General features: G+C 65.4%; 13 protein-coding genes. 1 reads left to right on the forward strand and 12 read right to left on the reverse strand.

Features of this window, described 5'->3' with window-relative positions; genetic code table 11:
* Positions 1 to 14 precede the first annotated feature (14 nt).
* Genes NHH73_15630 through NHH73_15645 form a run of 4 tightly spaced genes read right to left on the reverse strand, consistent with a single transcriptional unit; the run spans position 15 to position 5,409 of the window.
* Complete coding sequence (locus tag NHH73_15630) at positions 15 to 1,187, reverse strand: ABC transporter substrate-binding protein (GenBank protein ID USX24060.1); 1,173 nt, start codon at positions 1,185 to 1,187, stop codon at positions 15 to 17.
* Between the two features lie 23 nt (positions 1,188 to 1,210).
* Positions 1,211 to 3,088, reverse strand: coding sequence for a feruloyl-CoA synthase (locus tag NHH73_15635; GenBank protein ID USX24061.1), 1,878 nt, complete (start codon positions 3,086 to 3,088; stop codon positions 1,211 to 1,213).
* A 12-nt stretch (positions 3,089 to 3,100) separates the two neighbouring features.
* A complete protein-coding gene (locus NHH73_15640) occupies positions 3,101 to 4,546 on the reverse strand; it encodes an aldehyde dehydrogenase (protein USX24062.1) in 1,446 nt (481 codons plus the stop codon).
* A 29-nt stretch (positions 4,547 to 4,575) separates the two neighbouring features.
* A complete protein-coding gene (locus tag NHH73_15645) occupies positions 4,576 to 5,409 on the reverse strand; it encodes a p-hydroxycinnamoyl CoA hydratase/lyase (GenBank protein USX24063.1) in 834 nt (277 codons plus the stop codon).
* 105 nt (positions 5,410 to 5,514) lie between these two features.
* On the opposite strand from NHH73_15645, the gene NHH73_15650 reads away from it, so the two are divergent.
* Positions 5,515 to 5,970: a MarR family transcriptional regulator gene (locus NHH73_15650; GenBank protein ID USX24064.1), complete on the forward strand. Its 456-nt coding sequence runs from the start codon at positions 5,515 to 5,517 to the stop codon at positions 5,968 to 5,970.
* A 9-nt stretch (positions 5,971 to 5,979) separates the two neighbouring features.
* Here the strand turns inward: NHH73_15650 and NHH73_15655 are convergent, their stop codons facing one another.
* From NHH73_15655 to NHH73_15690, 8 genes are all read right to left on the reverse strand, one after another.
* A complete protein-coding gene (locus NHH73_15655; protein ID USX24065.1) occupies positions 5,980 to 7,284 on the reverse strand; it encodes a sodium:proton antiporter in 1,305 nt (434 codons plus the stop codon).
* A 149-nt stretch (positions 7,285 to 7,433) separates the two neighbouring features.
* On the reverse strand, positions 7,434 to 8,210 hold the full coding sequence (locus NHH73_15660) for a transporter substrate-binding domain-containing protein (protein USX24066.1): 777 nt from the start codon (positions 8,208 to 8,210) through the stop codon (positions 7,434 to 7,436).
* Positions 8,211 to 8,232: 22 nt separating this feature from the next.
* Positions 8,233 to 9,153 (reverse strand): isoaspartyl peptidase/L-asparaginase, encoded by a 921-nt coding sequence (locus NHH73_15665; protein USX24067.1) that lies wholly within the window; start codon positions 9,151 to 9,153, stop codon positions 8,233 to 8,235.
* A complete protein-coding gene (locus NHH73_15670; GenBank protein ID USX24068.1) occupies positions 9,153 to 9,890 on the reverse strand; it encodes an amino acid ABC transporter ATP-binding protein in 738 nt (245 codons plus the stop codon). Before NHH73_15670 ends, NHH73_15665 begins: the two co-directional genes overlap by 1 nt.
* A 1-nt stretch (position 9,891) precedes the next feature.
* On the reverse strand, positions 9,892 to 10,563 hold the full coding sequence (locus NHH73_15675) for an amino acid ABC transporter permease (protein USX24069.1): 672 nt from the start codon (positions 10,561 to 10,563) through the stop codon (positions 9,892 to 9,894).
* Positions 10,563 to 11,234, reverse strand: a complete 672-nt coding sequence (locus tag NHH73_15680) for an amino acid ABC transporter permease (GenBank protein USX24070.1) — start codon at positions 11,232 to 11,234, stop codon at positions 10,563 to 10,565. The genes NHH73_15675 and NHH73_15680 overlap by 1 nt, the downstream gene beginning before the upstream one ends.
* A gap of 106 nt (positions 11,235 to 11,340) precedes the next feature.
* Positions 11,341 to 12,084: a hypothetical protein gene (locus NHH73_15685; protein USX24071.1), complete on the reverse strand. Its 744-nt coding sequence runs from the start codon at positions 12,082 to 12,084 to the stop codon at positions 11,341 to 11,343.
* Positions 12,081 to 13,001, reverse strand: a complete 921-nt coding sequence (locus tag NHH73_15690; protein ID USX24072.1) for an ROK family protein — start codon at positions 12,999 to 13,001, stop codon at positions 12,081 to 12,083. Before NHH73_15690 ends, NHH73_15685 begins: the two co-directional genes overlap by 4 nt.
* Between the last annotated feature and the right edge of the window lie 37 nt (positions 13,002 to 13,038).

The raw sequence follows: 13,038 nt of genomic DNA on the forward strand, positions 1-13,038 counted from the left end.
GGTTGGAACGAAACCTAATTCGGCATCACGTCTTTGAGCGTGCTGATCGGCTGGTTGACCAGCTTGCCGTTGACCTTCTTGACCTCACGGACGTACATGTTCTGCACGATATCGCGCGAGGCCGGGTCGATGCTGATCGGGCCGCGCGGGCTGTCCAGCTTCATGCCCGACAATACCTTCATGGCGGTGTCGCCGGTGACCTTGCCGTTCAGCTTGCGGATGGTTTCGTACAGCATGGCCATCGTGTCGTACGCGGCCACGGTGACGAAGGTCGGCGGACGCGCGTTCGGCAGGGCGGCTGCGTAGGCGGTCAGGAAGGATTTGTTGGTGGCGTTGTCCAGCGCCGTCGAGTAGTTCAGCACCGTGATGGCGCCCAGCGCGCGGTCGCCCAGCGCTTCCAGCGTCGGATGGTCGCTGGTCATGTCGCCCACGCCCAGGAATTTGATGCCGGCCTTGTCCAGACCCTTGTCGCTGAAGGCCTTGAGCAGGGCGGTGCCGTCTTCGGCGCCGGGAGCGAAGAAGAACAGCGCGTCCGGCTTCTCGTCCTTGATGCGCTGTATGAACGGCGAGTAGTCCGGATTGGCCAACGGCACGCGCGACGCGCCAACCAGCTTGCCGCCGCCGGCGGTGAAACCCTTGCCGAAGCGGGCCTCGGCGTCGATGCCGGTGCTGTAGTCGCTCACCAGCGTGTAAACCTTGCCGACCTTGTTCTGGGCGGTCCAGGTGCCGAAAGGCTCGGTCATCTGCTGCATCGTCATACTGGTGCGCAGCATGTACGGCGACTTGGCGGTGATGCCGGTGGTGACGGCGTTCATGACGATCATCGGAATCTTGGCCTGGGTGGCGATCGGCGCCACCGCCAGCGCGCTAGGCGTCAGCGAGAAGCCGATCAGGAAGCTGACCTTGTCCCGAGAGATCAGCTCCTGGGCGGCGCGCTTGGACATGTCGGCGTTGGTGCCGCCGTCGTCGCGGTAGATGATCTCGATCTTCTTGCCCGCCACGGTGGCGCCGTACTGCTGCATATAGGTCTTGATGCCATCCTCGAACGGCTTGCCGGTGTTGGCGAAAGGCCCGGTCAGCGCGGCGATGACGCCGACCTTGATGGTGTCCTGAGCCTGCGCTACACCGGTGCCGATCAAGGCCACGCTGACGACGATGCCGATGTTGGCCAGTTTTTTAAGTTTCATTGCTTGTCTCCGTCTTTTTTGGTTTATGCCGCGATGATTACTTGTGGATCGGTGCCTTCATACAGCGCCTCGACGACCGCCGCGCGCCGTGTCAGCACCGCCGACTGGTTGATCGAACCCTTGTCGGTCATCTCGCGATGATCGACGGACGGCGGTTCGGGTAGCAGCAGCAGGCGGTCGATGCGCATCGACGAACCGCTGGCGTCCTGGTTCAACAACTTGAGCAGGCGCGCGAACCAGGCCCGCACCGGCGCGCTGGCCAGCACTTCGGCGGCGCTGGCGTCCGGGCCCAGTTCCGACAGCACCTGACAATGCTCCATGCGCGGGAACAGCAGCAGGCCGATGGCGTTGCGGTCGATGCCGGTGACCACCGCGTCCAGCACATACGGCGCGGCGGCACTGATCACCTTCGCGCGCAGCGGACCGACGCTGACGAAGGTGCCGGTACTGAGCTTGAAGTCCTCGGCGATGCGGCCGTCGAACATGAAGCCCAGTTCCGGCTTTTCCGGGTCGACGAAGCGCAGGGCGTCGCCGGTGCAGTAGTAGCCATCCTCGTCGAAGACGGCGGCGTTCAAGTCCGGCGCGCGCCAGTAGCCCGGCATCACGTGCGGGCCGCTGAAGCGCGCTTCCAGCTTGTCGCCGAACGGCACCAGCTTGACCTTGCAGCCCGGCGCCGGTACGCCGACATAGCCGGCCTTGATGATGGAGCCGGTGCCGAAGGTGCACGACGGCGACGTCTCCGTCATGCCCAAGCCCGTGATGATGCGTACAGACTCGCCGGTTTCGGCGATGGCGGCGTTGTCCAGCCTGTCCCAGGCCGCCTGCGACAGGCCGGCGCCGGCGCACAGGAACAGCTTCACGCGCGAGAAGAAGTTGGCGCTCAGTTGGGCGTCGGTCTTCATCGCGTCGGTCAGCATCTCGAACCCTTTCGGGATATTGAAATACATCGTCGGCGCGATCTCGCGCAGGTTCCTCAGGGTGGTGGGGAAGTCGCGCGGGGTCGGCTTGCCGTCGTCCAGGTACAGGGTGCCGCCGTTATACAGCACGATGCCGACATTGTGGCTGCCGCCGAAGGTGTGGTTCCATGGCAGCCAGTCCAGCAGCACCGGCGGTTCGTCGCCCATGAACGGAAAGGTTTGCAGCAGCATCTGCTGATTGCTGCACAACATACCGTGGGTGGTGGTGACCGCTTTCGGTTTTTTGATCGAGCCGGAGGTGAACAGGAACTTGGCGACCGTGTCGACGCCGACGGCGGCATGCGCCGCTTCGACGGTCGACGGCGCCGTGTCGAGCAGCGACTGGAAGCTGGTGGACTGCTGGCCCGGGACTTCGCCGTGGGCCAGTATCAGTTCCACGTCGGCCGGCATCACCGCCTGGATGGCGCGGGTGTAGGCGGCGCCATCGCAGGCGAACAGCGCGCCTGGCGTCAGCTTGGCCAGCATTTCCGACAGCTTGGTGAAATCGGTCGCCACCAGACAATACGATGGCGACACCGGTGCATAGGGAATGCCGGCGTACATGGCTCCCAGCGCGAGCTGGAAGTGTTCCAGGTCGTTACCGGACAGGATCACCAGCGGACGTTCGGCCGACAGGCCGCGATCGAGCAGCGCCTGGCCGATGCTGCGGGCGCGGCGCAGCACTTCGGCGTACGACAGCCGTATCCATTCGCCGGCGCCGTCGCCATCGGCCGCGCGGCGCGCGACCAGGGTACGCTCCGGGTGGGCGGCGGCGCCCGATTCCAGGCGGTCGGTAAAGCGCGACGGGAACGCCTCCAGCGGCGTGACGGCGTCCACGTGCCACAGGCCGTCGGCCTGGTAGGCCGCGATCTGCGGATTGCCCAATCTGACCGGGCGTCGCTTTGCCGTGCCGCCGGGCTGCTCCGCAATCAATGCTTGATTCATGCGGAGCTCCTGTCAGATCGGATAGTGGCGCGAGGTGGTCTGGATCGTGATCCAGCGCAGCTCCGTGAACTCGGCGATGGCCGCCTTGCCGCCGAAACGCCCGTAGCCACTACCTTTGACGCCGCCGAACGGCATTTGCGCCTCATCGTGCACGGTCGGACCATTGATGTGGCAGATGCCCGATTCGATGCGGCGCGCGACGGCCATCGCGCGGCCGATGTCGCGGCTGAAGACCGCCGACGACAGGCCGTACTCGCTGTCGTTGGCCAGCGCGATGGCTTCCTCGTCGGTGTCGAAGCGCAGGATCGAGACGATAGGGCCGAACGACTCCTCCTGATAGACCTTCATTTCGGGCGTGACGCCGTCGACGATGGCCGGCTGCATGATGTTGCCGACCACTTCGGCCGAGCTTTGCGTGACCTTGGCGCCGCGATCGCGGGCGTCCTGCAGCATGGCGGCAACGCGGGTGGTGGCCGATGGATCGATCATGCCGGACAGCGGCGCGTCGCTTTGCGCCGCTTTCAACGTCGCGGTCTTGGCGGCTAGTTTTTCCAGGAAGGCCGGCGCCACTTTGTTGTCGACCAAAATGCGGTCGGCCGACATGCAGATCTGGCCCTGGTTGAAGAAGGCGCTGAACGCGGCCGCTTCCACGGCTTCGTCCAGGTCCGCGTCGTCCAGGATCAGCAGAGGGTTCTTGCCGCCCAGTTCCAGCAAAACGGGTTTCAGGTGGCGGGCGCAATGCTGGGCGATGATGCGGCCGACATTGGTCGAACCGGTGAAGTTGACGCGGCGGACGGCCGGCGCGGCGATCAAACGCTCCACTACCTGCGGCGCATCCTGCGGCGCGTTGGTGAGGATGTTGACGACGCCCGGCGCGAACCCTGCTTCCTCGAACACGGTGCCGATCAGGCGGTGCAGCGCCGGGCACAATTCGGAAGCTTTGAGGATCACGGTATTGCCGCAGGCGAGCGGCATGGCGATAGCGCGGGTGCCCAGGATGATCGGGGCGTTCCACGGCGCCAGGCCGACCACCACGCCGCACGCCTGGCGCAGGCCCATGGCCATCGAGCCGGGGACGTCGGACGGAATGACCTCGCCGCTGATCTGGGTGGTCATCGACGCCGCCTCGCGCAGCATGTTCCCCGCGAGCGTGACATTGAACTGGTACCACATCGGGCTGCCGCCGGCTTCGGCGACGCCGCGCGCGACGAATTCGGCGCGGTATTTTTCCATCGTGTCGGCGGCTTTAAGCAGCAGGGCGCGGCGGGCGCCGGGCGCCATCGCAGACCATGCGGGAAAGGCTTCCTGCGCGGCCTTCACTGCGCGGTCGACATCGGCCAGTTGGGCGGCTGCGGCGCGGGTGACCACTTCGCCGGTGGCGGGGCTGCGCCGTTCGAAGCTTGCTTTGTCCTGGGCGGCGGCGCCTTGGCCGCCGATCAGCAGATCGGTGTCAAACATGGTTGTCTCCTTTATTTTTATTGTAGAGTTTAGCCGCGTTTGAAAGTCTGCAGACCTGGCTTGATCGTCTTATCATCCAGGAACTGCTTGAGGCCTTGCGCGCGTCCTTTTTCCGGATCGCGGTAGTTGGACTGGTCGACCTTTGCGTACAGGTAGTCTTCGTTCTGGTCCCAATTCAGTTCGCGGCAGCGCTTGAAGCCGTTCTTGGCGATGCGCAGCACGGTCGGCGCCTTGGCCAGCAGTTTTTCGGCCAGCGCGATGACTTCGTCGCGCAGCTGGGCGCGTGGCACGCTCTTGTTGATCAGGCCCATGGCGGCCGCTTCCTGGCCGGTGAAGGTGTCGCCGGTCATGATGTAGTGCAGCGCCTGGCGATGGCCCATGGTGTCGGCGACGGCTTTGCTGACCAGGTTACCGGGCGGGATGCCCCAGTTGATCTCGGACAGGCCGAACACCGCTTCGTCGGCGGCGATGGCCAGGTCGCACGCGACCAGCGGCGAGAACGCGCCGCCGAAGCACCAGCCGTTGACCATGGCGATGGTCGGCTTGCTGTACATGCGCAGCAGCTTCCATTGCCACTGCGAGCAGTCGCGGCGCAGGCGCTCCTGGAAAATCTCCGGCTTGCCGTCGTTCTCGCGGAAGTATTCTTTCAGGTCCATGCCGGCGGTCCAGGCGTCGCCGGCGCCGGTCAGCACAATCACTTGCGCCTCCTCGTCCAGTTCCAGCGTTTCCAGAACGTCGATCATCTCGCGGTTCAGGGTCGGGCTCATGGCGTTGCGCTTGTCGGGGCGGTTCAGGGTGATCCAGCCGATACCTTTTTCAACATCGACCTTGACGGTTTCCCAGCGGGCTTCATATTTGGACATACAATGTGTCTCCTTTTAGTTCGCTAATGTTTGGTTTTAAGTATCAGGCTACCTGATATGTGACTTATACTATACCCACCTCTTTTGTTTTACAAGAAAATTTTTATGGTCAAAGCAGATTTTTCCGATAGCACTAAACCGTTGGGGCTGGCCTACCTTGTGGGGCGTCTCGATCACGTGTTGAACAAGCGCCTGCGCGATTGTTGCGCGCCGGCCGGCGTGACGGTGCCGCAGTACACGGCGTTGTCGGTGTTCCGGGCGCAGGGTGCGTTATCGAATGCGCAGCTGGCGGTGCGGACGATGGTGTCGCCGCAATCGGCCAACGAGATGGTGAAGTCGATTGAAGCGAAGGGCTGGATCGAGCGCACGCCCGATCCCTCGCACGGCCGCATCATCCAGATCCAGCTGACGGAAGCCGGGCACGCGATCCTGGCGCAATGCGACGGCAAGGTGAGGGAAGTGGAGATGCAGATGTTCCCCGACATGGATCACGAGGAACGCGTGCGCCTGCATGGGCTGCTGCGCGGCGCGGTGCGCGCGCTTAGTCTCGAAGGTATTTGAGTAGGCCGCTCACTGGCGCCGGGGCCACACGCTTTCCATCAACGGCTTGACGCTCAAGCCATGGACCACGATCGACAGCATGATGACGAACAGCGAAATGTGCGTCAGGCGTTGCGCCAGGTCCGGTGCCAACCCCTGTTCGATCGCGTACATCAGGTAGTAGATGGAGCCGATGCCGCGCACGCCGAACCACGCCGTCATCGCGCGTAGCCGCATGCTGGTGTCGCCGCCCGCCAGGCCGAGGAATACGCTGGCCGGACGCGCGATGAAGAACAGGAAGGCGGCCATCCAGACCGCATCCCAATCCATGTTATGCAGCGAGATCATGCCGCCCAGTAGCAGCACCAGGGTCAGTTCGGACAGGCGTTCCAGGTGCTCCTTGAATACCAGCGACTCGGTGCTGACGGTCATCGGCACTTCGTGCGTTTCGCTGCTCCTGGCGGCGGCCGATTTGGCCACGTCCTGCTCCAGCAAGCCTTGACGGTCCTTGGGCGCGCCGGCCAGCACCAACTCGGTCTGGCGCAGCGCCACGGCGGCGAAGAACACCGCCAGGAAGCCCCACGCGTGTATCAGGCTGGAGACGCCGTAGACCACCGCGATCAGGCCCAGTCCCACCAGGTCGTCCATGATTTCGTGCTGCGGTTTGATGATGCGCAGGCGCCAGCCCAGGCGCGCCGTCAGGGTGCCGCCCAGGTAGCCCACGGCGATTGCCGCCCCGGTCGCCCAGACCACGTCGACCAGGAACCAGCGCCAGTGATACGCGCCGGTGTCGTCGCCCATGCCCAGCATGGCCAGACCGAGGAACACGAATGGGAAGGCGCTGCCGTCGTTCATGCCGGCCTCGCAGGTGAGCGTGAAGCGCAGCTGGTCCTTGTCGCCCGCGTGGCGCACCTGGACGTCGGTGGCCAGCACCGGATCGGTCGGTGCCAATATGCCGCCCAACAGGATGCCGGCGCCCAGCGGCAGGCCGAGGACGAAGAAGCCGAAGGCAGCCACCAGCGCCACCGTCAACGTCATCGAGACCCAGGCCAGCCGCAGCGGCGCGTCCCAGTGGCGCAGCTTGAACGGCACCGGCATCTTGATACCGGCGGAGAACAGCGAAATCAGGATGGCAATCTCGGTCAGTACCTCCAGCAGGTCCGATTGCAGCATCGGGTCGAAGTCGAGGATGTTGAACACGGTCGGTCCGAGCAGGATGCCGAAGCCGAGATAGACCATCGCCGATGTGAACGGCGAGCGCGAGATGGTGGTCGCCGCCAGGCCGCGCGCGAGCATCAGCAGGCCGACCAGCAGGAACCAGTGGTTGGTGTTCACGCGGTCTCCGGGCTTGGGCCGAGCGGACGCCAGATGTTGGCTGGATCGAAAGGTTGCTTGCGGTATTTTTTCATTGGGGGCGATACTCCTCGGATAAGAATAGGAAGATCGTCCGCGACTGTCTGTGGGCTAGTGCACACGTAAGCGAACTACAACGCCGGCGGCACGCTTTTTTCTCCCCACCACTTGCGGTAATTGACGGCGTAGTCGCCCGTCTTGACGTAATCGGCAACGAAGCCATTGACGAACTTGAGCAGCTCCGGATCGCCCTTCGCCATGGCGATGCCGATCGGGGTCTGGCCGTGGATCCCCGGCAGCACGCCGAGCTGGTCGTTCTTGCTGGCGAGGTAATCGAGCAGCGACGAATCCTCTATCCCGGCGTCGACGCGCTTTTGCTTGAGCAGCAGCACGCCGTCCGGCGCGAAATTGTCGGTATAGACGAATATCGCCTGCGGCGCCGACTGCTTCAGGAAGGCGTCCGCCGTGGTGCCGCGACCGACCACCACACGTTTGCCCGTCAGATCCGCCAATGTCCTGATCCCGGCGCTTTTCTGCACAATCACGCGCAGCCCGGCCATGTTGTATGGCTTGGAAAAGTCGACCACGCGCGCCCGTTGCGGCGTGATCGATACGTTGGCCACCACCAGGTCCAGCTGCTTCGACATCAGCATCGAGATGCGCGCGTCCGCCGAAACGTCCGAGAACCGCACCGGCACGCCGAGCCTGGCCGCGAGCTGCGTGGCGACATCGACGTCGTACCCGACCGGCTCATTCTTCCCGTTGCGGAATCCAACCGGCTCGCCACCGAGCGAAACCCCGATCCGCACGTAGCCGCGCGCTTTGATCTCTTCGATGCGGCCGGCGACGGCGGAACCGGCGATCATGGTCAGGACCGCGATGGCGGCGATGCGTTTCAATTGCGGCATGTCGATTCCTTATTTAGGTTTTTTACACAGCGCTGGCGACGCGTAGTTCCGGCGCGGCCATGCGTTCGTCCCAATACCAGTAACGTATCTCCTCGTCGCAGCGGAAGCTGACAACCTTGTGATCGCCCGTCGCGTCCATGGCGTGGATGACGACTCCCGCCAGGAAGCCGGTCTTCAACTCGCCTAGTTCCTCGACCGCCAGCTTGACGGCGTCGTCGAGCGAGTGGCCGAGCCGCAGTGCCAGCACGATGCTGCGCGAAGTCCCGCAGCGCATCGTCATCTCGCCGGTGTGGGTGCAGGCGGCAGCGCCGTACCGGCTATCGGCGTAGAATCCGGCGCCGACGATGGGCGAGTCGCCCAGACGGCCCGGATACTTCCACGCCCAGCCGGAGGTCGAGGTAACCACGCCCAGTCCCTGCGAGGCGTCGCGGGCGAGGAAAACGGTGGTGTCGCGCACCCGTTCCGGGTCGGTGATCGTGTTGCTGAGCGGGGCGAGGGCGATGTCGGGGAAGGCGGCCAGCTGCTCCGGCGTCATTTCCTTCTGCAGGCGTTCCCACCATACGCGCTTGCTGTCCGGGTGCAGCGTGTCGTCGACCGCGAATCCGCGCTCGGTGGCGAAACGGCGCGCGCCGGCGCCCGTCAGCATCACGTGCGGCAGGTGCTTCATGACCTCGTGCGCGAGCGCGGACACGGGCAACGTGGCAGGCACGGCGCCGACCGCGCCGACGTCGCGCGTGGTGCCGTCCATGACGCCGGCGTCGAACTCCATCTCGCCCAGCATATTGGGCCAGCCGCCGTAGCCGACGCTGCGCACCTTGGCTTCGCGTTCGACCTTGGCGATGCCGGCGATCATGGCGTCGATGCCGGCGCCGTCTCGTTTGAGCAGATCTACGGTGGTGTCGAAGCCGGGCCAGGCCTCGGCGTTGGCAAGCAGCATTTTCATCAATGGTCTTTCTTCATCTTGGAGAGGAATTGGGCGATGCGCGGGTGCGCCAGTCCGCCGTCGGCGGCGAAGAATTCCGCCGTCGGCAGGTCGGCCAGCAGGCGGCCCTGTTCGAGGAAGACGATGCGGTTGGAGATCTGGCGGGCGAAGTCGATTTCGTGGGTGACGAACAGCATCGTCGTGCCGGCCGCCGCCAGCCTGGCGAGGATGTCCAGCACCTCGGCGGTCATCTCGGGATCGAGCGCGCTGGTGACTTCGTCGAGTAGCAGGTAGCGCGGCTTCATGGCCAGCGCGCGGCAGATGCCGACGCGCTGGCGCTGGCCGCCGGATAATTGTGCGGGGTAGGCGTCCGCGCGGTCCGACAGGCCGACGGAGGCCAGCAGCTCGCGGGCGGCGTCTTCGGCCTCGCGCCGCGGCACCTTCAGCACTTCGACCGGCGCCAGCGTGATGTTTTGCAGCGCCGTCATGTGCGGGTACAGGTGGAACAACTGGAACACGGTGCCCGAGCAGCGGCGCGCCTGTTGCAGTTGTTTGGGATCGTCGACGCGGAAGCCGTCGATGGCGATGCTGCCCTTGTCCAGTTTCTCCAACCCGTTGATGCAGCGGATCAGCGTGGACTTGCCCGAACCGCTGGCGCCCAGTATGGAGACCACTTCGCCCGGCGCGACGCGCAGATTGACGCCATCGAGCACCTTGGTCTGGCCGAAGCTTTTGCCGACGCCTTCGATTTGAATCATGCTACAAACCTTTCCATTGGCTGTGGGCGCGCAGCCGGTTTTCCAGGCGCGCGCAGGTGGTGGCGATCAGCTTCGCCATCAGGTAGTACAGCAGGCCGACCACCGTCCAGACGATGAACGGCTTGAGCGTGCGCAGGTTCAGGATGGCGCCGACCTTGGTCAGATCGAGCACGCCGATCACGGAGATCAGCGACGTCACCTGCAACTGGTTCACAAGTAAGCCGGTCAGCGGTCCGAGGCCGAAGGCCGCCGCCTGGGGGGCGACCACCTTGCGCAGGATTTGCCAGCGGCTCAAGCCGAACACGCGCGCGGTTTCCAGCTGTTCGCGGCCGATCGATTCAATCGCGGATACCGCGATGACGTAGACGAAGGCGGCCGTATTGCCGGATAAGGTGATGACTGCGGCCTGCACCGGCGTGATGTCCGTCTCCAGCAGCACCGGCAAGCCAAAGAAGACGAGGAACAGCTGTACCAGCACCGGCGAATTTTTCAGCAGTTCCGCGACGGCGGCGAAGAAGGGCGACAGCACCGGCGTGCGGTAATAGCGCAGCACCGCCCAGCTCAAACCGATAATCAGGCCAATCAGCGTGGTGGCGGCGAACAGTGCGACCGAGACGCCGGCGCCTTGCAGCATCAACAGGATGTCGTGGACGGTGAACTCGGTATAACGCATCAGTTGACGCCCAGCGCGCGCTCGCGGTTAAGGCGGCGGTGCAGCGCGCCGGCGGTCAGCGACACCAGATAGGTGAGCGTGACGTAGGCCACCAGCAGCAGGGCGTAGACTTCGAACGGCGCGAAGGTGTCGGCGGCGACGATCTTGGCCGCTCCCGTCAATTCGTTGAGGGTGATGGCGGACAGGATGGACGACGTCAGTATCAGGTTGACGAACACGGAGCCGAGCGGCCGCACCGAGGTGCGCAAGGCGATCGGCAGCACGATCTTCTGGTAGATGACGCGGCGCGACAGGCCGCTGACCTGCGCCGCTTCGATTACGCCGGGATCGATGGCGAGGATGCCGGAGCGGATAACGTCGGACGTGAAGGCGCCGCCGGCCAGCGACAGCGCCAGCACGCCGGTGCTGAAGGCGTCGAGCTCAATGCCGAGTTCCGGCAGGCCATAAAACAGGAAGAACAGCTGGACGATGAAGGGGACGTTGCGGAAGATGTCGACGTAGATATCGGCCAGCCGTCGCGGAAGCGGGGCGGCCGAGGCCCGCAGCAGGGCGACCGCGACGCCCACCGCCAGTCCGCCGGCCAGGGCGAGCGCGCAAGCGAGCGCCGTCAGGCGTGCGCCGGCCGCGAGGTCGGGGAGATAGGGCGCCAGGAGCGTGGGGTCGAACGTCAAACAGTGAGCTCCAACCTGAAAAGCGATACCGGTTTCACATCAATAGTCACGAGTGTCACACAAAGCGCGGCACGTTTCAAGCGGCGCTACGCGGTGCGTAAGTACATTATTTGGTGCGCAGCGCGGCCTTCAGCGCCGCCACCCGTGTCACACTGGTTTGCCGCCGCGCGCCGGTGTCGAAGCCGAAGGCCAGCACCGGCGGCGTGCTGGCAGCCACCGGCGCGGAGCAGGAGGCATGCACTTCACGCACCGGCAGCGTGTCGAGCAGCCGGCCGACGTTGTCGGCGCCGATGCCGGCGCCGGGCATGATGGTGATGCGGTCGCCGGCGGCGTCGAAGCAGCGCTGCAAGCCGCGCAGGCCCTCCAGCGCGCGTGGCGCGCCGCCGGACGTGAGGATGCGCGCGAAACCCAGGTCGATGGCCAATCTGGTCGCCACCGCCAGATCGGGGCACAGGTCTATTGCCCGGTGCAGCGTGCTTTCAAGCCCGTGGTCGCGCGCGCGCCGCACCAGCCGTTCCAGCGTTTGATGATCCAGCTCGCCGTTGCGCAGCGAGGCGCCGAGCACCACGCCTTGCAGACCGATCGCGGCCACCGCGTCGATCTCGTTGAGCATCAGCTGGATCTCGACGTCGTCGAAACAGAAGTCGCCGCCGCGCGGACGTATCATCGCCACCACCGGCAGCGGACTGGCCGCCGCCACGCGCAGCAGGCCGGAAGTGGGCGTCAGACCGCCGACTTCCAAAGCGCCGCATAGCTCGATGCGGTCGGCGCCGCCCGCGATCGCGGCCGACAGGCCCTCGACGTTGTCGACGCAGACTTCCAGCGCGATGGGGGCGGCGATATCGATCATGGTTCTTTTCGAGATTCGGCGAGCCCCAGCCAGGCGGCGCCGATCAATCCCGGTTCGGCGCCGGATTGTCCTTGCACGATGATCGCGGCGCCGGTCTTGCGCAGGATGCGCGCGCGCACCGCCTGATCGAGCATGGCGATCAGCGGCGCGCTGTTGGACAGGCCACCGCCGACCGGCAGCACGGACGCGCCAATCGTGTTGACCAGCATCGCCAGCGGGCCGGAGAGAATGTCGACGAAGCAGTCGATGGTGCGGGCGGCGTTGGCGTCGCCGTCCTGCCAGGCGTCGATGATTTGACGGCTGTCGAGCGGCGAGGCGCCTGGATGCAGCGCGGCGTGCACCCGTTCCAGTCCGCGCGCGCCGCCGATGGCGTCCAGGCAGCCGGTCTGGCCGCAGCCGCAGGCGAAGCGCGGGATCGCCTGCGGCGGCGTGCCGGCGAAGTGGGGCGCGACCGGCCCGTGTCCCCATTCGCCGGCGAAGCCGCCCGGCCCGCCGATCAGTCGGCCGTCGATCACCAGGCCGCCGCCGACGCCGGTGCCGAGGATCAGCCCGAAGACGTTGGCGTGGCCGCGACCCGCGCCGGCATGGGCCTCGGCCAGCGCGAAGCAATCGGCGTCGTTGGCGATCCAGACCGGCAGGTTCAGTTCGGCGGCGAGGTCTGCGGCCAGCGCGCGGCCGTCGATGCAGGGGATGTTGGCGCATTTGATGCGGCCGTCGGCGGGATCGATGACGCCGGCAATGGAGATGGCCACGCCGCGCGACGGGCCGCCGGCGGCGATCAGCTCTTTCATGGCGGCGCTGAAGGCGGCGAAGTCGTGCGCGGGTGTGGGGATGCGGCGCAGTTCGCCGATCTGGCCGTCGGCGCTGGCGCCGGCGGATTTGATGGCGCTGCCGCCGATGTCAAAGCAAGTGATCATGGTTCCAACGTAACTATTTATATAGCGTCAGGATGCA

This window comes from Oxalobacteraceae bacterium OTU3CINTB1 (assembly GCA_024123955.1).
Classification (GTDB): Bacteria; Pseudomonadota; Gammaproteobacteria; order Burkholderiales; family Burkholderiaceae_D; genus Rugamonas.

Bases quoted from the DNA above. Each gene is read 5' to 3' on its own strand.
- NHH73_15685 (USX24071.1), bottom strand. From the start codon at position 12,084: ATGATCGATATCGCCGCCCCCATCGCGCTGGAAGTCTGCGTCGACAAC.
- NHH73_15650 (USX24064.1), top strand. From the start codon at position 5,515: ATGGTCAAAGCAGATTTTTCCGATAGCACTAAACCGTTGGGGCTGGCC.
- NHH73_15665 (USX24067.1), bottom strand. From the start codon at position 9,153: ATGAAAATGCTGCTTGCCAACGCCGAGGCCTGGCCCGGCTTCGACACC.
- NHH73_15660 (USX24066.1), bottom strand. From the start codon at position 8,210: ATGCCGCAATTGAAACGCATCGCCGCCATCGCGGTCCTGACCATGATC.
- NHH73_15640 (USX24062.1), bottom strand. From the start codon at position 4,546: ATGTTTGACACCGATCTGCTGATCGGCGGCCAAGGCGCCGCCGCCCAG.
- NHH73_15690 (USX24072.1), bottom strand. From the start codon at position 13,001: ATGATCACTTGCTTTGACATCGGCGGCAGCGCCATCAAATCCGCCGGC.
- NHH73_15630 (USX24060.1), bottom strand. From the start codon at position 1,187: ATGAAACTTAAAAAACTGGCCAACATCGGCATCGTCGTCAGCGTGGCC.
- NHH73_15675 (USX24069.1), bottom strand. From the start codon at position 10,563: ATGCGTTATACCGAGTTCACCGTCCACGACATCCTGTTGATGCTGCAA.
- NHH73_15635 (USX24061.1), bottom strand. From the start codon at position 3,088: ATGAATCAAGCATTGATTGCGGAGCAGCCCGGCGGCACGGCAAAGCGA.
- NHH73_15670 (USX24068.1), bottom strand. From the start codon at position 9,890: ATGATTCAAATCGAAGGCGTCGGCAAAAGCTTCGGCCAGACCAAGGTG.
- NHH73_15645 (USX24063.1), bottom strand. From the start codon at position 5,409: ATGTCCAAATATGAAGCCCGCTGGGAAACCGTCAAGGTCGATGTTGAA.